Source organism: Sulfurimonas sp. HSL1-2 (genome assembly GCF_039645565.1).
In the GTDB taxonomy this organism is placed as follows: Bacteria; Campylobacterota; Campylobacteria; order Campylobacterales; family Sulfurimonadaceae; genus Thiomicrolovo; species Thiomicrolovo zhangzhouensis.
Genome location: NZ_CP147914.1, coordinates 2,210,396 through 2,229,999 on the forward strand (window position 1 = coordinate 2,210,396; position 19,604 = coordinate 2,229,999).

Annotated in this window: 16 protein-coding genes; all 16 read right to left on the minus strand. The window is 58.2% G+C overall.

What is annotated here, in order from left to right; all coding sequences use genetic code 11:
* Positions 1–130: 130 nt before the first annotated feature.
* Complete coding sequence (gene nuoN / locus WCX18_RS11280) at positions 131–1,639, minus strand: NADH-quinone oxidoreductase subunit NuoN (RefSeq protein ID WP_345987892.1); 1,509 nt, start codon at positions 1,637–1,639, stop codon at positions 131–133.
* Positions 1,639–3,213 carry an NADH-quinone oxidoreductase subunit M gene (locus WCX18_RS11285; protein ID WP_345987894.1) on the minus strand — a complete coding sequence of 525 codons (1,575 nt, stop codon included), beginning with the start codon at positions 3,211–3,213 and terminating at the stop codon, positions 1,639–1,641. Before WCX18_RS11285 ends, nuoN begins: the two co-directional genes overlap by 1 nt.
* A gap of 3 nt (positions 3,214–3,216) precedes the next feature.
* Positions 3,217–5,121, minus strand: a complete 1,905-nt coding sequence (nuoL, locus tag WCX18_RS11290; protein WP_345987896.1) for an NADH-quinone oxidoreductase subunit L — start codon at positions 5,119–5,121, stop codon at positions 3,217–3,219.
* 5 nt (positions 5,122–5,126) lie between these two features.
* Complete coding sequence (nuoK, locus tag WCX18_RS11295; protein ID WP_345985212.1) at positions 5,127–5,435, minus strand: NADH-quinone oxidoreductase subunit NuoK; 309 nt, start codon at positions 5,433–5,435, stop codon at positions 5,127–5,129.
* Positions 5,432–6,007, minus strand: coding sequence for an NADH-quinone oxidoreductase subunit J (locus WCX18_RS11300; RefSeq protein ID WP_345987898.1), 576 nt, complete (start codon positions 6,005–6,007; stop codon positions 5,432–5,434). Before WCX18_RS11300 ends, nuoK begins: the two co-directional genes overlap by 4 nt.
* Positions 6,008–6,016: 9 nt before the next feature.
* Positions 6,017–6,631, minus strand: a complete 615-nt coding sequence (gene nuoI / locus WCX18_RS11305) for an NADH-quinone oxidoreductase subunit NuoI (RefSeq protein ID WP_345987900.1) — start codon at positions 6,629–6,631, stop codon at positions 6,017–6,019.
* 9 nt (positions 6,632–6,640) lie between these two features.
* The gene (nuoH, locus tag WCX18_RS11310; protein WP_345987903.1) at positions 6,641–7,633 is read right to left on the minus strand and encodes an NADH-quinone oxidoreductase subunit NuoH; all 993 of its coding nucleotides are present in this window, start codon (positions 7,631–7,633) and stop codon (positions 6,641–6,643) included.
* Positions 7,634–10,129, minus strand: coding sequence for an NADH-quinone oxidoreductase subunit G (locus WCX18_RS11315; protein ID WP_345987905.1), 2,496 nt, complete (start codon positions 10,127–10,129; stop codon positions 7,634–7,636).
* Entirely contained in the window at positions 10,122–12,389 is a 2,268-nt protein-coding gene (locus WCX18_RS11320) for a 2Fe-2S iron-sulfur cluster-binding protein (RefSeq protein ID WP_345987908.1), read from the minus strand. Before WCX18_RS11320 ends, WCX18_RS11315 begins: the two co-directional genes overlap by 8 nt.
* 9 nt (positions 12,390–12,398) lie before the next feature.
* Positions 12,399–14,432: an FAD-dependent oxidoreductase gene (locus WCX18_RS11325; protein ID WP_345987910.1), complete on the minus strand. Its 2,034-nt coding sequence runs from the start codon at positions 14,430–14,432 to the stop codon at positions 12,399–12,401.
* A gap of 12 nt (positions 14,433–14,444) precedes the next feature.
* A complete protein-coding gene (locus WCX18_RS11330; RefSeq protein WP_231019198.1) occupies positions 14,445–14,666 on the minus strand; it encodes an NADH-ubiquinone oxidoreductase subunit E family protein in 222 nt (73 codons plus the stop codon).
* Positions 14,667–14,680: 14 nt separating this feature from the next.
* Complete coding sequence (gene nuoD, locus WCX18_RS11335) at positions 14,681–15,919, minus strand: NADH dehydrogenase (quinone) subunit D (RefSeq protein WP_345987912.1); 1,239 nt, start codon at positions 15,917–15,919, stop codon at positions 14,681–14,683.
* Positions 15,920–15,927: 8 nt separating this feature from the next.
* Complete coding sequence (locus tag WCX18_RS11340) at positions 15,928–16,734, minus strand: NADH-quinone oxidoreductase subunit C (protein WP_345987914.1); 807 nt, start codon at positions 16,732–16,734, stop codon at positions 15,928–15,930.
* Positions 16,734–17,243, minus strand: coding sequence for an NADH-quinone oxidoreductase subunit B family protein (locus tag WCX18_RS11345; protein WP_345985220.1), 510 nt, complete (start codon positions 17,241–17,243; stop codon positions 16,734–16,736). Before WCX18_RS11345 ends, WCX18_RS11340 begins: the two co-directional genes overlap by 1 nt.
* A complete protein-coding gene (locus WCX18_RS11350) occupies positions 17,225–17,614 on the minus strand; it encodes an NAD(P)H-quinone oxidoreductase subunit 3 (protein ID WP_345985221.1) in 390 nt (129 codons plus the stop codon). The genes WCX18_RS11345 and WCX18_RS11350 overlap by 19 nt, the downstream gene beginning before the upstream one ends.
* Positions 17,615–17,851: 237 nt before the next feature.
* Complete coding sequence (locus tag WCX18_RS11355; protein ID WP_345987917.1) at positions 17,852–19,588, minus strand: ATP-binding protein; 1,737 nt, start codon at positions 19,586–19,588, stop codon at positions 17,852–17,854.
* Positions 19,589–19,604 lie beyond the last annotated feature (16 nt).

The window sequence follows — 19,604 nt, forward strand, 5'->3', positions numbered from 1 at the left end:
GCCCAACGGCACGATCAGAGCCTCATGGCATCATTGTAGCACTTTAATAAAATCGCTAGTAAACGGAAACAGAACGACGAAGCGCTGGAAAAGAGTTAGAAGAAAAGGCGACGGCAACGCCGCCCCGGGATCAGTACCCGGAGTTGTAGACGAGGGTCGCGATGAATTCGATCAGCGGGTTGACCGTAATGACCGCGAAGATCGTTGCGAATGCCGCGATCCCGATGATCGTCTTGAGCGAAAGGGAAGCATTCATCATGTAGTACTCGTGTACGCCATGGATAACCGGCTCTTTCATGAACATGAAGATGATCAGTTTCAGGTAGTAGTAGCCGGCAATGGCGGAGTTGAGCGCCATGATCAGGGCCAGGACCGTATAGCCGCCCGTGACGGCGGAGCTGATCATATAGAGTTTACCCCAGAAGAGGCCGAACGGCGGGATACCCGCCAACGAGAGCATAAAAAGCCCCATCAGGACCGCCGCGAAAGGCATAATCTTGACCATGCCGGCGAACTTCTCGTACGGATGGTCAGAACTCTGGCCCGGCAGCAGGTGCTTCTGGCGGTTGACCCACAGCATCGTAAAGGCGCCGAGGTTCGTGAAGCTGAACAGCACCCAGTAGAGGAAGAGCGCCGTATTCGCCTGCGTCGTCCCGATCAGGATCGCCGCAAGGACGAAACCGGCGTGCGAAATAGAGCTGTACGCGAGCATCCGCTTGACATCGGTCTGGACCAGCGCCCAGATGTTCGCCGCCGTCATCGTCACGACGACACCGCCGTAGAGGATCACCTGCAGCCAGACGACTTCGCTGTGGACCATGAACTCGAACAGACGCATCACGACGACGAAGCCCGCGATCTTCGGTACGATGGACATGTAGCCCGCCAGTGCAGCGCTGGAACCTTCATAAACGTCCGGTGTCCAGGTATGGAACGGTACAAGGGAGACCTTGAAACCGAGGGCTGCGAGCATGAAAACGCTGCCGATACTGGCATAACCGATGTTGCTGAAACCGTCCGCTGCCATCACTTCGGCGATCGTATGGATCTCGACGGAACCGCTGATCGCGTAGAAGATCATCGCACCGAAGGCGTAGAAGCCGGCGGCGAGTGCCCCCATCGTAAAGTACTTGACCGCCGCTTCAAAGGACTTGGAGCGGTTGTGCAGGGCGATGAGCGTATAGAGCGCCAGCGACGCCGTTTCAAGCCCTACGAAGACGAGGATCAGGTTGTCCGTCGCGACCATGAACTGGAAGCCCGCAATCATGAACAGGAACAGTGAGAAGTACTCCGGGTAGTTGTACTCGTGGAAACGTTTCGACGTCAGGGCCAGCGGGATGAAGAGCATGGAAGCCCCGACGATGATCAGCTGCGACAGGATGGAGATCCCGTCCATCAGCATGACGTTGAAGAATCCGAGCATCGTGCCGTTTTCCGTGAAAATGCCGGCAAAATCGACGAGGGAGCCGAAGTCCAGCAGCAGGAACAGCAGGGAGACCATAACGTAGAAGGACTTGTGCAGCCCGCTCTTCGCCAGGTCGACGACCAGGATTGCAAGTGCACCCGTGATCGCGATGAGCATCGGGGCAAGGGTGGCGAGGTTCAGCTCGCCGAAAGATACATTGACAGCTTCCAACATTATTCTGCCTCCCTTTCAACGTCCACTTCGACTTCCGTGACGGAAGCCATGGCGATTTTTGTTTCGGCCGGGTTAGGGATCGCCGCTTTTGCCTCCGGCGAGATCGCCTTCTCATGCATCAGCTGGACGATGGATTCGACCGAGTTGTTGATCGGCGTCAGGACCGGTTTCGGGTAGACCCCGAGCCAGACCGCAAGGATGACCAGCGGGATCAGCGCGACCAGCTCTTTCTTGTTGACGTCTTTGAGGGTCTTGTTCTCCTCTTTGGTCACGTCGCCGAAGAACGCTTTCTTGTAGGCGGAGAGCATATAGATCGCACCGACGATGATCGCCGTACCGGCGAGCAGCGTCATGATATGCGACTGGGAATAGAAGCCGAGCAGGCTCAGGAACTCGCCGACGAAGTTGATCGTGAGCGGCAGACCGACGGAAGCCATCACCATGATCCCGAAGATCGTCGCATAGCGCGGCATCACCTGGGCCAGGCCGCCGAACTCGCTCATCAGCTTCGTATGGCGGCGGTCATAAATGACGCCGACCAGAAGGAAGAGCGCGCCGGAGACGACCCCGTGCCCGATCATCAGGAAGACCGAACCGCTGATCCCCTCGACGTTCATTGCGAAGGTACCGAGGATGATGACACCCATGTGGGAGATGGAGCTATACGCAACGACCTGCTTGATGTCTTCCTGTGCATAGGCGACCATCGCCGTGTAAATGATCATGATGATCGCGAGCACCGCGACCGGAACCATAAAGAAGACGGAAGCGTCCGGGAACATCGGCAGGGAGAAACGCACGAACGCGTAGGTCCCCATTTTCAGCAGGATCGCCGCCAGGATAACCGAACCGATCGTCGGCGCCTGCCCGTGGGCGTACGGCAGCCAGGTGTGGAACGGGAACATCGGAACCTTGATCGCGAAACCGATGAAGAAGGCCACGAAGAGCCACAGCTGCAGGTTCTCCGGCAGGACCAGACGGTACCACTCGAGGATCGAGAAGCTCCACTGGCCTGTCGCCTGGAAGTAGAAGTACGCCATGAAGAGCATACCGACGAGCATGATCAGTGAACCTGTAAAGGTGTACAGGAAGAACTTGATCGACGCGTAGATACGCAGCGGTCCGCCCCAGGCACCGATGATATAGAGCATCGGAACAAGGGAGAGTTCCCAGAAGACGTAGAAGACGATCGCATCCAGGGCCGCGAAAACACCGACCATCGTCATCTGCAGGAACAGCAGGGTGATGATCATGTCCTTGACACGGCGGGTCTCCGTCAGCGACGCGATACCGATCAGCGTGAAGAACGAAGCCAGGATGATAATGAACAGCGAGATCCCGTCAATCCCCAGCAGGTAGTTGATGCCGAAGGCCGGGACGAGAGCGAACTGTTCCATGAACTGCATGCCCGCAACCGCCGGGTCGTAGGCGTACCACAGTACGAGAGAGAGCACGAACTCGATGGCGCTGACCGTGATCCCGTAGGCGCGGATGCTCTCTTTGGACACGATAAAGCCCAGCATACCGGCCAGTGCCGGGAAGAAAATCAGAATCGAAAGAATATGATCAAACATCGGTTAAGCTCCTAAACCTGGGAATACCATCTGCATCAGCGCCAGAATGTCATAGCGTTTGACGTAGAGGACTGCAAGCACGAGGAGGCCAACGGTACCGATGACCATCCAGCGCAGCATGGATGAGAGGTTCCCGTTCTGCATCGTGTGCGTCCCCTCACCTGTTTTGTAGATCGTTGTCGCAATGAAGTCGACAGTGGCGTCAACGACCTTGAGATCGACCTGTTTCCAGAAGATCTTCGAGAGCTCCGCGTACGGTTTGGAGAAGAACTCGTCGTAGAACTTCGGAATGTAGTACTGGTTGAACAGCAGTTTGTAGACTGCCGTCTGCTGCAGTTTCGGGTTGAGCAGACCTTTGCGATAGAGCAGGACTGCCACGACGATACCGCCGATGGCCATCAGCGACGTGACGGCGATCAGCATCATCTCGACGTGGTGCGTATGGAACGTAAACGTCGGCAGCAGTTCCGTGACGAAGTGGACGAACTGGTGCTCGAACCAGCCGGCAATGACGGCCAGGACCGCCAGCGGCGCCATCGCCCACAGCATGAACTTGTATGCCTCGTGCGGGTGGAAACCGTGCTCTTTGTAACGCTCTTCACCGGAGAAGAAGGTCAGCATGATCAGACGGAAAGAGTAGAACGCCGTCAGACCCGCCGTGATCCAGAGGACCGCCCAGATGATGTAGTGCTCGCTGCTGAAGGCGACTTCGAGGATCTTGTCCTTGGAGAAGAAGCCCGCCAGCGGCCAGATACCGGCCAGGGCGACGGAAGCGAGGATCATCAGGATCGCCGTCCACTTCATCACCTTGTAAAGACCGCCCATCTTGAACGGGTCGAGCTCGTCGCTCATCGCGTGCATGACGTTACCCGCACCCAGGAAGAGGAGCGCTTTGAAGAAGGCGTGCGCCATCAGGTGGAAGAGCGCAACCCAGTAGGCACCGAGGCCCGCCGCAACGAACATATAGCCCAGCTGCGACAGCGTCGAGTAGGCGATGATACGTTTGATATCACGGTTGACCAGCGCCATCGTGGCCGCGAACATCGCGACAAAGGCACCGAGACCGGCGATGAAGTAGCCGACTTCCGGGATCAGGCTGTAGAGCGGGTTGGCGCGGACGACGAGGTAGACCCCCGCCGTAACCATCGTTGCCGCGTGGATCAGCGCGGAAACAGGTGTCGGACCTTCCATCGCATCTGCCAGCCAGGTGTGCAGCGGGAACTGCGCCGATTTGCCCATCGCACCGATGAAGAGGAAGATCCCCATCAGGGTAACAATGGATGTTTCCAGGTGCGGTACGGTCGCGAATACGACGTCATACTGCAGGCTGCCTGTGTGCCAGTAGAGCAGGAAGATACCGATGAGCATGCCCAGGTCGGCGATACGGTTCATGATGAACGCCTCGTTCGCCGCCCAGGTCGCAGACTCTTTGTGGTACCAGAAACCGATCAGGGCCCAGGAACAGAGACCGACGCCTTCCCAGCCGATGAACATGCCCGCGAAGTTATCGCTCATGACGAGGATCATCATGGAGAAAACGAAGGCGGAGAGCCACGCGAAGAAGCGGTTGAACGCCTTGTCGTGGTCCATGTAGCCGATAGCGTAGACGTGAACGACCGTCGAGACCGTCGTGACGACGATCATCATCGTCGCGCTCACCTGGTCGACGACGAAGCCGAACGGGATATAGAGGCTTCCCGTCTCCATCCACGTCATCAGTTCCGTATGGATCGGTTCACCGCCCTGGAGCAGGTAAACAAACAGTGTGACGCTGGAGACGAACGATGCAAAGAGCAGCGCCGAGGTAACGACCCCGGTCCAGAGCGTTTTCGGTGACGCACCGAACAGCGCCGCGAAAAGCGAGCCGACAAACGGTGCGAACAGTGCAATATAGAGATACATTTCCATTCTTATTACCCTCGCATCGATGTCATAGTATCAAGGTCGATCGTACCGGTACGCTTGTACCAGATGATCAGCAGGCCGAGGCCGACGGCGACTTCGGACGCCGCGATGGCGATGACGAAGAACGCGAACATCTGCCCCGTCAGGTCACCGTAGTAGTGACCGATGGCGGCAAACGCGACGTTGACGGCGTTGAGCAGGATCTCCGACGCCATAAAGAGCATCAGGAGGTTCTTGCGGCGCATAACGCCGACGAGACCGATCGCGAACAGTACCGTCGAAAGTACCAGGTAGTGTGTCAGTCCGATTTCCATCATAATGTCACCTTCTTCTGGGTCTCTTCTTGATGCATCATCGCGATCTCCTCTTCTTTCATTTTCGTGAGGCTGCGGTCCATCTTCTTACCGGCCATGACGATACCGGCGATCATCGCGACGAGCAGCATGACGGCAGCGACCTCGAAGGGGACGAGGTACTTCGTAAAGAGGACGATACCGACCGCTTTCGGGTTCTCGACACCCGCCGGTTCCGGGAAGGCCGCACTGATGTTCTCGGCCGCGATCGGCATGGTGAAGATCGTGATAACGAGCAGCGTCGCCAGGACGCTCAGCGTCAGGACGATCACCTTGGAGGTGTTATGCTCTTTGACCGCACGCGTCGTATCGAAGAACATCATACCGAAGGCGTACAGGGCCATGACCGCACCGGTATAGACGATGATCTGGACGACGCCCAGGAAGTCCGCGTTCAGCAGGAAGAAGAACGCCGAGATCATGATCATCCCCGCCGCCATGGAGCTCAGCGCGTAGAGGGCCTGGCTGCTCATAACGGTGTAGGAGAACATCGCGATGGTCAGAACCGCGAAAAGGTAAAATGCAATAGCTTCCATTCAGGCTCCTTAATACGCCAGCGGCGTCTTCTTGACGCGCGCATCTTCGTTCGGGGTAACGGCACCGAATCCCGGGTACTCTTTCTGCTCACCCTTGATCGCCATATCGATCGGGGTCAGCATATCCTCGAACAGGATGAAGTGTTCGCGCTGCTCGGAGGTGTTCTCGTAGCGCGGCCCGTGGACGATCGCCAGCTCCGGGCAGACTTCGGCGCAGTAACCGCAGAAAATACAGCGGCCGAGGTTGATCGTATACTCGGTCACCTCTTTACGGCTGTTCTCGTCGATGCGCGTGTCCATGCGGATACAGTCGGAGATACAGATCTTCTCGCAAAGCCCGCAACCGATACAGCGCTCGGTACCGGATTCGAAGAGGCGCTGCATCTCATGGACGGCGCGGTAGCGCGGCCCGATCGGCAGCTTCTCTTTCGGGTACTGCACGGTATGGATGTCAAATTTGATCATCTCGCGCATGACGACCCAGAGGCCGACGAAGAGCTCGCCGCTCGCCGCCCGCTTGACCACCTGTTTGAACCGGTCCCATCCCGTTTCCGGATAGTCCTCGATATCGACCTTGAAGTAGTGCTGCTGCACGTTTCTGTCAGTAAATTGTTCCAGACTCATCACGACCCCTTAAAACATCATCACAATGCCGGTAATAACGACATTGATAACCGCGAGCGGCATCAGTACTTTCCAGCAGAGCCACATCAGTTGGTCCGGACGGACATCCGGCCATGCCGCACGTGTCCAGAGGAAAAAGAAGAAGAAGAACGACACTTTGAGCAGGAGGCCCAGTGCGCCCATCACCGTACCGTCACCGTATCCGCCGAGGAAGACGATCGCCATCACGAAGGAGATGAAGAACATGTTCGCATACTCCCCGATAAAGAAGAGGCCCCAGCGCATTCCCGAATACTCCGTACCGAAACCGTCAATGATCTCGTGGTCGTTGGCGACGAGGTGGAACGGCGTACGTCCCGTCTCGGCGAATGCCGCGATCCAGAAGAGGATAAAGGAGATGAAGCCCATCGGGTGTGCGAAGGCCATCCAGCCGTTGGCCGCCTGGTACTCGTTGAAATCCAGCAGGGAGAGCGAACCGATGATCATCAGGGGTACCAGCAGCGCCAGCCCGGTGACCACCTCGTAGGAGATGAAGATCGCCGCGCCGCGCGCCGCGGAGATGAGCGACCATTTATTGTTCGACGCCATACCCCCCAGCAGCGGGCCGTAGAGGCCGATGGCCATCACACCAAGGATATAAAGAATCCCGATGTTGACATCGGCGATGATCGGGTGTACCGTGTAGCCGAAGAGCGTGAACTCCGGCAGGAACGGGATCGCCGCTGCCGCCATGAATGCCGTCGCCGCCGTAATGACCGGTGCGATCTTGAAGATCGGCCCGACGACGCCGGACGGAACGATGTCCTCTTTGGTAAAGAGCTTGATCCCGTCGGCAGCGATCTGCAGCAGACCGTACGGACCGACGTGCATCGGCCCCAGACGGCGCTGCATAAACGCGAGCACTTTACGTTCGAAATAGGTTCCGAAGCCGGCCAGTGCCGAGAAGACCAGCAGTACCACGACGATCTTGACGAGCGTCTCGATAATGAAAGCTGTATCCATTTACCCCTCCTTATGAATGGATGCTGTCGCAAAGCGGTATGCCCCGAACAGCTCCTCTGTTTTGATGTTTGGATCGAACGTCGTGACGCACATGACGCTGCCGTCGATCTTGTTGTCTTCGACCACCTTCATGCTCTGCTCGCCCGCAGCCGTTTTGACGCGGACCGTGTCGCCTGCGGCAATGCCCATCGCTGCAAGCTGTGCCGGAGAGAGGTAGATACCGCTCTCTTCGTTCAGCTGGTGCGGCTTCATCGTGAAGGCCGTGAACTGGCGTACCGGGTTGGCCGCGTAGATCACGTTTTCGCCTTCGAGTGCCAGGGCTTCGTCGATCTTTTCCACCGCTTCGTTACCTGTTGCAACGGCAACGTTGTTCAGCGCGTAGCCGCGGACTTCCGTACCGTCGTTCTCGAAACGGTTCGGCAGGCTGTCGAACTCGCGCGCCTCGAAACCGGCTTCAACCGGAAGCTGCGCCGTGTAGTTGATGGCGTACTTCGCATTCAGGCCGAGGGCGTTGGCGATATCGTTGAGTTCATACCCGCCGTACGGCAGCGCCGCATTGGTCGGGTTGACACGCTTCTCGATACCGGTCAGCGTCCCCTCCTGCTGGTTCATCGCCGGCATATCGAGGTCGCCGTCGCCCAGTGCGCTGAGCACAAAGTCACCCTTCGTGTTGTAGCCGATGCTATAGTCGCCGGCTTCGCTGTCGAGGTCGCAGATCAGTGCCACACCCAGGGTATTGCTGAGCGGCGGGATCATCGTCAGCTCGAAGTCCGTGTACTTCTCGACAAGCGCACAGAGGCGCGCCAGGTTCTTCGCATTCGGATGCGTATAGAGGTCCGGACCTGCGATCAGCGCATAAGCGTCTTTTTTCGCAAAGTTCTTCTCCGCGAAGGCATTCCATTCGTCGGCGTCGATATCGAGCAACGCAAGCAGGCGGTTCTCGTCGACTTCGACCTCTTTGGAGACCTTTTTGGGAACCATGGTCGTCTTCTCTTCCTCGACCTCTTCCTCTTCGCCCGTCTCCTCGTTGACCTTCTTGACCATCACCTTCTCGACGACCTTCTCTTTGATCGTCTCTTCGACCGTAATCGTTTTGAGCGTGTGGAAAGATGCCAGGTACTCCGTGACGTCGGCAGGCATTTTCTCCTTGTCCCCGAAAAGATCAAGGATCAGGTAGAGCGCCGCCTCTTCGCGCAGCGGTTTGTGGTAGGCCGTAAAGACCCCCTTGCCGATGCCTTCGATGACCGGGTCCGCAAGCGGATGGAAATAGATCCCCGCGCCCTTGTTCATCTTGATGGCGTTGTTGAAAGCGTAGCGTGCATTCGGGTTGTCCGATTTGAGCGCCGTACCGACGGAGACGACGAAGTTCGCATCGTGCGCTTTTTTCAGGTCGCCGCCGTAGAGCTGCTGGCCGCTGACTTCGGCGTAATCGTCGAGGAACGCTTTGAAAGTACGCGCTTCCTCGTTGATGAGACGGTACCCTTTGAGTTCCTTCAGCTTCTGCAGCATCAGCGCCTCTTCGTTGCTGATCGTGCTCGTAAAGCGGATCGTATCTGCCTTTTCGAAGGCCGCGAGCGCCGCGCCGAAGGCCGCTTCGTCTTTTTCGACACCGCGGTTCTCGAAGTCGTAGCCGTAGCGTCCCGCACCGCAGAGGGAGACGTAGTTCCACTCGTTGCTCGTGCGGTAGATCTTCTCTTCGTTGCTGTCGACGGAGGTGTGCTTCACTTCGTAATTGAGCTGGCAGCCCGCCGAACAGTGTGAACAGGTCGCCGGGATCTTCTGCTGTTCCCATGCATTGGTCGTGTAGACGAAGTCCGTATCGACCAGGGCACCGACCGGACAGACCGCCGCACACTCGCCGCAGGAGGTACAGTCGAGCATCTCTTCGCCGGAAGTAAGACCGATGACGGATTTGTTGAGCTTGTTCCACATCGCGTAGGCGTCTTTGGGCATCGTCTCTTTGAATTCCGCATCGATCGCGTCGCCGCCGCGGGGAACAGTCTTGAGCGAGTTGTCGCCGATCATATCCTTACAGACGGTGACACAGCGCTCACAGACGATACAGAGGCCCGGATCGTAGTGCAGGTGTCCCCAGTCTTTGATGGGGCGCTCGACGTCGGCGATGGAGTAGCTCTGCGAATCGACACCCAGTTCCAGGGTGTAGTTCTGCAGTTCACACTCGCCGGACTGGTCGCAGACCCCGCACTGCAGCGGGTGGTTGACGTCGTAGACTTCCATGATCGCACGGCGTTCCGTCGCGATGTTGTCCGTCGTCGTCGTAATATCCATCCCGTCCTTGGTCTTGGCGTTACAGGCGTAGACCTGCTTGCCGTCGGCCTCTACCAGACAGATACGGCACGCCAGCGTCGGGCTACAGCGCGTCAGGTAACAGATGGCAGGAATGAAAATGCCGTTGGCCCGCGCCGCGTTGAGGATGTATTCGCCCTCTTCGCACTCGATCGGCCGGCCGTCGATGGTGATAGTGATTTTACTCATCGTTACTCGCTTTCATAATATTGACTTTCTCAAACCTGTACGCCCCCGGGTTGACGGAAAGACCGCGGTCGAAGGTCGGTTCAAGGGCAATGGTCCCTTTCAGGCTCGGATCGATGACAAAACGGCGTTCACGGGCCGCGTCGCCGCTGCCGATGACGACAAGGTCGCCGTCGCCCAGGCGCGCCGCCACGGCGAACTGTTCGCTGCCGCGCAGTTCATCGTCTTTCTCCAGCTGTGCCGTACGCGCGGTAAAGCGGTTGAACTGCAGAACCGGGTTGCAGGCGTAAACGACCGTCCCGTTGAACTCCGGCAGCTCCTCGACCTCGTCGCACTTCTGCGCCGCGGGCTTTTTGGCCTTCTCCAGGCGGTAGCCGCGCATATCCTCGCCCAACGGAGAGTAGAAGTTCTCCAGGGCGTCGAAAGCGACGGCCTTGAAGCCCTTCTCCGCCGGAAGTTCCGGCGTGAAGTCGATGGTGTAGCGCTTGCCCACACCCAGGGCGTTCGCCAGGTCGTTGAGGACGTAGCCCTTGAAGCCTACGGCGACGTTCATCGGCAGGAGCCGGCGGTCGAGGTTGACCACCGTCCCCTCCTGCTGGTTCATTGCCGCCACGGTCAGATCCGCATCGGCGTCCGCCGCGATCACGAAATCGCCGGCGGCGTTGTAGCCCACGACGCCGGCATTGCTGCCGCTGTCCGCATCAAGATCACAGACAAGTGAGACCCCGACCGTATTGACCTCGCTGGCGGCGACAATGACTTTATAGCCGCCGAAGCGTGCCAGGAGCCCGGCCAGTTTCGCGATGTTTTCCGCACGCGGATGGGCAAAGAGATCGCTTCCCAGGACGAGGGTTTTCGCCTTGGCGCGTTTGAACTGCTTGCCGATCAGGGCCAGTTCCTCTTCACCGACGTTGCTCTCCGCGCTGAGGTAGCCGTCGTCGAGTCCTTCGAGGAACGCTTCGGTCGTCTTGTTCGTTTCGACGCCTGCAAGCAGTGCCTGCGCCAGCAGCGCCATGACACCCTCTTCGGTCCCGACTTCGTACTTGATGAACTGCGTCACGACGTTCTGCATCAGCGCATCCTCGAGCGGATGCATGTAGACGATCTTCGCCCCGCGGTGGCGGGCTGCCGTCGTCATCGCATAGCGCAGCGCCGGGTTGTCGGTCCCGATGCGGCTGCCGATCACGACGATGCCGTCGCTGGCCTTGAGGTCGGCCATGGTTGCCAGTTCCGCCTTGCCGTCGGCCGTAGAGCCGAAGGCGTCGACGAAGGCGCCGTAACGGCGGGCATCTTCGTTATAGAGCTTGAGGCCCGTCTTTTCCTTGAGGCGCTGCAGGATCAGCGCCTCTTCGTTGGTGATGACGGAGGAGAAGCGGATCGCCTCGGCGCCTTTGATGGCATCAAGGGCAGCGACAAACGCTTTGCCGTTCTTTTCGCCTTTCACGTCGAAATCGAAGCCGAAACGCCCCGCCCCGCACAGGGAGGCGAACTCGAAGTTGTTCGTGACGCGGAAGATGCGCTCTTCGCCCGGCTTGGCGGCACCGGAGGTCTTCACTTCGTACTCCAGCGCACAGCCCGCGGAACAGTGGGCACAGGTGGAAGGGATACGTTCCAGTTCCCAGGCGTTGGCCTTGTACTGGAAATCCGCACTCACCAGCGCGCCGACCGGACAGACGGCGATACACTCGCCGCAGAACGTACAGTCGAGCTGCTCGCTGTTTTTCGGAATGATCGTCGATTTGTAGCCGCCGAACTTGAGCTCGATGGCATCGTCGCCGATCACTTCGTTACAGACGTGCGTACACTTCTCACACATGATACAGAGGTTCGGATCGTAGTTGATCAGCCCCCAATGCTCGATCTTGCGCGACTGCTCCTTCGCCGTAAAGTGCTGCGCAGCGACATTGAACTCCAGCGTTTTGTTCTGCAGGTCGCAGGCGCCGGACTTGTCACACACCCCGCACTCCAGCGGATGGTTGACGTCGTAGAGACGCATGATGTTCGTGCGCTCTTCGTGCAGGACGTTGTTGTTGGTAATGACGGCCAGCCCCTCGGTCGGGGGTGTCTGGCAGCTCAGGACCATCCCGTCGACGCCCTCGGCTTCCACTACGCACAGACGGCATGACGCCGCCGGGTTCGTTTTTTCCAGGTAACACATCGTCGGGATATAGATCCCTTCGCGACGGGCGACCTTGAGGATCGTTTCGCCCTTTTTCGCGCTGACGTTGCGGCCGTCAATCGTAAAGTTGATCATTTCACTCATCCGGCCTCCTTATTGCGCGACCATCGCGATATAGTAACAGCGCATACAGCGTTCAGCTTCGGCGATCGCCTGCTCCTGGGTCAGACCGAAGTTGACCTCCATGTTGTTGACCTTGCGGATATCGACGTCGAGGACTTCACTGTGCTGGCGCGGCAGACCCGGCAGCCACCCCGTGACCTTCTCGTTCTTGTCGTAAACCCGCATCTTGCGCAGCTGATCTTCCATGACCTCGTCGTCGCTCAGCGTCACTTCGCCGCTCACGACGTAGCGCGCCATGACGGAGGCGGCGCGTTTCGCCTGCCCGACGGCGTTGACGATGGTCATCGGACCGTATTCGCAGTCGCCGGAAGCGAAGATGCCTTTGCGCGAGGTCATATAGTCCTTGCCGTTCGTCTTCAGCGTCGCCCAGGAGGTCATCTCCAGTTCCCACTCTTCGGGAAGGAACTTCAGGTCCGCGCTCTGGGAGACCGCCGGGATCAGGTAGTCGCACTCCATCTCGAAGGAAGCCCCTTCGATCTTGACGAGCTGCGGACGCCCGCCGTCCGGATCGGGTACCAGTTCGAACTTGTCGACGGTGAGGGACTTGAGGATGTCATCCTCGTCATTCATCTTCTGCACCGCAGAGTGGAAGATGAACTCGACGCCCTCTTCGACGGCCTCGTGGTACTCTTCGTAGGTCGTGTTGCGGATAATCGTCTTCTCATCGCGGCGGTAGAGCATGACGACACGCTTCGCACCCGCACGGATGGAGCAGCGTACGACGTCCATCGAGGTGAAACCGCCCCCGACGCAGACGACGGTCTTGCCGGTGAGGTCGACGTAGTCCTTGTCGATGGCGTACTCTTTTTTCTGCTCTTCGGTCAGGGTGATCCCGAACTTGACGTAGAGGTTGACGCGGTCGAGGAAGTCGATCGCCCCCCAGTAGCCGGTGATTTCCGGACGCTCGTTGTCACAGTAGACCTTCTTGGAGATCCGTGTACCCGAGGCGATCATGACGGCGTCATAGTCCGTTTCGAACTGGCGCATCATATCCGCCGTGACACGGGTGTTCAGGATGAAATTGACGCCGAGGTCCTTGACGGCCTCGATATCCTTCTCATACTTGTCCCACGGCATGCGGTACTCCGGAACACCGACGGTGACTTCCCCGCCGAGGACCGGCAGCTCTTCGTAGACGTCGCAGTGGACCCCTTCGAGGGCCAGATAGTACGCCGTCGTGAGGCCCGCAGGACCCGCGCCAACGATGGCAACTTTTTTGCCAGTGGATGGTTTCTGCTCTTCCGGGTGGAAGAAGCCGAAACCGTGGTCGGTCTCGTAGTCGGCACCGAGGCGCTTGAGCGCCATAATCGAGATCGGCTCGTCCAGGTTCGTACGACGGCACTCGTCCTCGCACGGATGCGGGCAGACGCGGCCGCAGGTGTGCGCCAGCGGCATCGTCTGGCGTGTTGCCATCAGGGAGTCGTCGAAACGGAGGTCACGGACACCCTCGATGTAGGCCGGGATGTCGACGTGTGCCGGACAGGCATCCGTACACGGCGCCGTGATCTTGGCGATGTAGCCGACTTCCTCGTTGTAATGCTTCGAAGGCTTCTGCCCATCGATGCAGGCACGGAAATCCGCTTCGAAATGCGTCATCAGGTCCAACAGCGGGTTCGGCACGGTTTTACCGATCTCGCATTTGGACGTCAGCTGCATATTGCGCGCAACCTCTTTGAGGTGATCCATGTCACTGAGCGCGCCTTCGCCCCGGGCGATCTTGTCCAGAAGATCGTACAGGATCCGTCCGCCCCAGCGTCCGGGGGCACAGCGCCCGCACGCCTCGGAGTAGACCTGATACTGCGCGGCATACTCGGTTGCCAGGCGTACAACATCCACGTCGGGATCGTACAGCGCGACGCCGTCCCAGCCGATAAAGGCCTTGGCGTCGCTGTGCTCGTTGTACTGCATCGGCAGCTTGTATGCACTCTCTTCCCACGCCTCTTCGGATTTGCCGATATTGTTAATCTGCTCCGATTTCCACGTGGAGAAATAGACTTTACTCAACTTTTCTTCCTCTTATTTGCGGACAACAAGGGTCCAGTCGACTTCGTTGAACTTCAACGAATTGAGCAGTTCGTATCCCTGCTCTTTCATCAGGTCGGCACTGCGCTGTACCGGCGAGAAATCACCCACTTCGAACAGGAAGATGATCACTTCGCCCGCAGGAGCCGTTTGCATGATCTCCATCATGCGGCCATCAAACTCATTGTGCAGATGTCTAAGGTCGTAACGTAGCATTCATGCGCTCCTTATTAACGGTCGACTTCGCCGAAGACGATATTGGTCGTTCCGATGATGGAGACGACGTCCGGGATGTAGTGGCCCGGGAGAAGATCCGTGAGGATCCCCGTGTGCCAGAACGACGGCGCGCGCAGCTTGAGGCGGTACGGGTACGGTCCGCCCTGGCTGTTGATGAAATAGCCCAGTTCCCCCTTCGGAGACTCGGTCGGGACGTACACCTCGCCGACCGGCGGGCGCATCCCCTGCGTGACGAGGACGAAGTGCTGCATCAGGGCGTAGTTCTGCGTCATGATGTCGAGCTTCGGCGCGGAGATGTACTGCGGCGCGTGCGCCATCAGTTCGGTCTGGTTGTTCTTGACCGTCTCCTCGTACATGTCGATCGTCTGGTAGAGGATCTTCGCGGATTCGCGCATCTCGGCCATGTAGATTTTGTAACGCGCGTAGTTGTCGCCCTTGTCTGACCACGGGACGTTGAACTCGACTTCGTCGTAGAGTTCGTACGGTTCCTCTTTACGGATGTCCCACTGCACACCCGAAGCGCGCAGCATCGGCCCCGTACAGCCCCAGGAGAGGGCCATCTCCGTCGAGATCGTTCCGACGTTCTCCATACGCATCTTCCAGATACGGTTCTGGTCGAGCAGGTCCTCGTAGTCTTTGATGTTCTGCGGCAGTTTGTCCAGGAACTTCTTGAGGTCGCCCAGGAAATTGTCCGGGATATCGAGCGGCACGCCGCCGATGCGGATCGCTGCGTGCGTCAGGCGCGCCCCGCAGTAATCCTCGACGAGGTCCATCAGGTATTCGCGCTCGCGGAAGGCGTAGAGGAAGACCGTCATCGCCCCGATGTCGAGTGCCGTTGTCGCCAGCCAGAAGAGGTGGGACATCAGGCGGTTGACCTCGAGCAGCATCATACGGATGACCTTCGCGCGGCGCGGCACTTCGAGGCCGATGAGCTTCTCAACCGCCAGGGCGAAGCCGTAGTTGTTGGAAGAGGAGGCGATATAGTCCATACGGTCTGTCGTCGGCATGAACTCGTTGTAGATCATGTTCTCCGCCATCTTCTCCATCCCGCGGTGCAGGTAGCCGACGTCCGGGTGCGCCTTGACGATCTGCTCCTGCTGGAGGTGCAGCATCAATCTCAGCTGTCCGTGCGCGGAGGGGTGCTGCGGCCCGAAGTTGAGCACGAGTTCGTTGTCGTCACGCTCAAAGGTGATATTTTCAAAAAACGGTCGTAATCGGTTCGTCTGTTGCATAGCTCGCCTTATCTGTCTCTGTCTTCAATAACGACAGATTTTTCTTCGTGGAATTTCGAAATCATGAAGACGCCGCCCTCTTCCTGGTAATCGAGATTCTTCTTCGTTTCGCCCTCGGAGATATCCGTACCCTTCGGCACTTCGTGGCCCAGGCGTGCAAAACGCGTCGTGTCGTAGCGGTTGACTTCCGCCGGGTCGCGCAGTTCCGGCCCGATGATGTCGCGGTACTCTTTGCCGAAGATCTTGTCGACTTCGTACCATGCTGCGAACTCGTCGCCCTGCAGCGGGTAGGTCTTGCGCAGCGGCCAGCCTTCCCAGTCGTCCGGCATGAGGATGCGTTTGGGGAACGGGTGGTTGTTCAGCTTGATGCCGAACATGTCGAACATCTCGCGCTCGCTCCAGTCGGCACTGCGGAAGAGCTTCTCGACGCTGTTGACCGCTTCGTTCTCATCAATGAACATCTTGATGCGCAGGCGCTTGCGCTTGGACATGCTGAGCATCTGGTAGAAGACCTCGAACTGCCCTTTTTCCGCCAGCCAGTCGATGGCGCTCAGTTCGGAGAGCTGCGTATAGCCCAGCTCGTCACGGAGCAGTTCGAGGACGCCGTAGTTGTCCTCTGGCTTGATGTAAACGACCATCTGCTCGACCTGAATATAGGCCTCGCTGACATCGAATTTCGCTTTGATCGCTGCGAGGTCCGCCGCGAAGACCTCGTCTTCGCTGACGTCGCTTTTGGCGACCTGCGGTGCGACCCAGTAGCGGTCCGTATAATAGGGTTTAGCCTGTACGTCGTCTTTCGGGGTATAGCGTCTCATTACAGCAGCCTTTTCGGTTTCTGGGCTTTGATCGCCTTTTCGCTGCGGATCTTCTTCTGCAGCATCAGGACCGCGTACTGAAGAGTCTCCGGACGCGGGGCGCAGCCCGGCAGGTAGAGGTCGACCGGAATAACGCGGTCACACCCCTGCACGGTGGCGTAGGTATTGAACATCCCGCCCGTATTCGCGCAGGAACCCATGGAGATGACCCATTTGGGTTCCGTCATCTGGTCGTAGAGGCGGCGGATAAACTCGGCATGCTTCTTCGTCAGCGTTCCCGCGACGATCATAACTTCCGACTGGCGCGGTGAAGCGCGGAAGATCGTACCGAAACGGTCGAAGTCGTAACGGGAAGCCCCCGAAGCCATCATCTCGATCCCGCAGCACGCCAGACCGTATGTCAGGGCCCAAAGCGAGTTCGAGCGCCCCCAGTTGACCACCTTGTCGACGGTCGTCAGTGCGACGGGAAGCCCGCCGTCTTGCATGAAATTTACTTGATGTTGTGCCATTCAAGTGCTCCTTTCTTCCAAGCGTACACGAAACCGATGGCCAGCAGCAGGATGAAAAGCATCATCTCCGCAAAACCGAACCAACCGAGCAGTTTGAAGTCGATTGCCCACGGGAACATGAAAACGATCTCCACGTCAAACAGCAAGAACAGCAGCGCGAACAGGTAGAACTGCGGCGAGATTCTGTTGGGCTGTTTGGTCACTTCCGGTCCACACTCGTAGATGGAAAGTTTGATCTTTTCCGTATCTTTTGCCGCCATAGCGCGGCTGGCCCATCGTGCCAGGACCGTCGTGCCGTAGAAGGCGCCGAAAGTCAGCACGAAGAGGATAAAGACCCCGAAATAGGGGTGAGCAACATCTACATGTTCCATGCATCCTACCTTTTTTAGTGGTATCAGACCGGGGAAATCCCCGAAATTCGGGGCTTTCTCCAGGCGAGATTCAATATAAAAACAGTTGATAGCAATATAGCGAAAAGGTCATTAAATCCCCTAAATCCGGCCTTCCCAATTGGGAAGCATGTCACCGAAGGAAACAGGTCAAAAATGAGGGTGCGAGAGGCGTTGTTTCATTTTGTAGCAAAGAAAAGCAGGGGGTTGATGAAATATTCACCCCTGGAGGAATCCCATCGCTTTTTCCGTATCGAAGGTACCCCGTTTCTCTTTTTCGATCTCCTCGACAAAGGCTTCCAGGGTAAAGAGCGGCTCCTCCATCGTCGCGACGTTGAAGGCGGTGTTCTTGATCACTAGGCTGATCTGCCCGCCGCTGAGATCGTACCCGGCGAGTTTTGCAATGTCGAAATCCGGCGCATACGGGGCTTTTACCGGCAGCATCTTCTCCCAGAGTATGCGGCGCTGTTCGCGGTCGGGGCGCTTGAACTCGATCTTGTAGTTGAACCGGCGCGAAAAGGCGCTGTCGATGTTCTCCAGCAGATTCGTCGTCGCGATCAAGATCCCCTTGAACCCCTCGATCTGCTCGAGGAAGATGTTCTGCATCTGGTTGTGCATCTGCTCGGCGCTGCTGCCCGTACCCGAGGAGCGCGCGCTCAGGAACTGGTCGGCCTCGTTGAGCAGCAGCACCGGCTCCGTCTTCGTCTTCTCCGTCAGCTCTTTATAGGTGTCGAAGATCTTCCGGACGTTCTTCTCGCTCTCTCCCACGTACATGGAGAGGATCTTCGAGCAGTCGAAGCTGAGCACCTGCCGCTTGAGCGACTTCGAGAGCGAGTAGGCCGTCATCGTTTTCCCGGTGCCCGGAGGTCCGTAGAAGATGATGCGCGCGTCGACACCCTGCTTCTTGCTCTTGACGCCCCACTCGACGAGCCGCTGCACGACCCGCTTGTCCATCTGGTGCATCAGGTTGTCGAGCACCCGCCGCGTCGAAGGGTTGAGGACGACGTCGTCGAGGGAGGTGGTGGGGTCCACCAGTTCGAAGATCTCCTGCTCCTTGATCAGCATGTCGAGTTTGAGCTTGTGCACCTTCTTCTTTTTCTGCGGGTGCATGATGTTCTGCAGCACCTCGTCGACGATGTAGAAGGCGCGGGCAATCCCGCCGAAGGGGTTGAGCATCTCCTCGTAGTCGATGATCTCCTCGGTGAGCAGCTTGGAGCCCTCTTCGAGCAGGGAGCGGTTGCGGATACGGTCGTACTCGTCGCTGCTGATCAGGTCGATCAGCGCCGTCATCTCGCGCAGGGAGTTGTCGCCGGCGCTGTACTCCTCTTTGAGCAGGGCCAGGAAGATCACCTCTTCCTTGCCTTCGAGTTCACTGGTACGGATGTACTTCTCCAGGGCGATCTCCGACGTCGTCTGGGCGATCCGCTCCCCGATCCGTTTCTCCAGGATCTCCAGCTTGTTCTGCAGCCGGTGGATGGAGAGCGACTGTTCGTTACCCTGGTGGCGCACCGTGCTGATCTTCTGGTAGAGCTCGATGCGGAAGAACTGGTCCTGGAGGTACTCCAGGTGGTCTTCGTAGGGTTTGATCTCGGGCAGCGTCATCTCCAGCGATCCCAGTTCCAGCAGCCGCAGGAACGGGGTGCTCAGCGCAACGGAGGTGTTGAGCAGCTCCAGGTTGCAGGCCTCGCTGACCTTGAGCGGCGTGAAGCTCTGCTGGGCGATCCAGCCGAGCTCCAGCAGGTTCTTGATCTGATCGAGGTGGGCAAGGAAACCGTAATCCTCCTCCCCGAAGAGCTCCTGCAGCAGCTCCAGCACCCCGCTGTCCTCCTGCCCGGTAATATAGCGGCGCGCCATCGCCTGAAGGATCTTGGCCTCTTCAACACCGCACTTGAGCTGGGCGAAGATGGTGCTCTGCTCCACCTCCCCGCGTTCAACGAACTCCACCAGATATTTCACTTCAGTCACTTCCTTT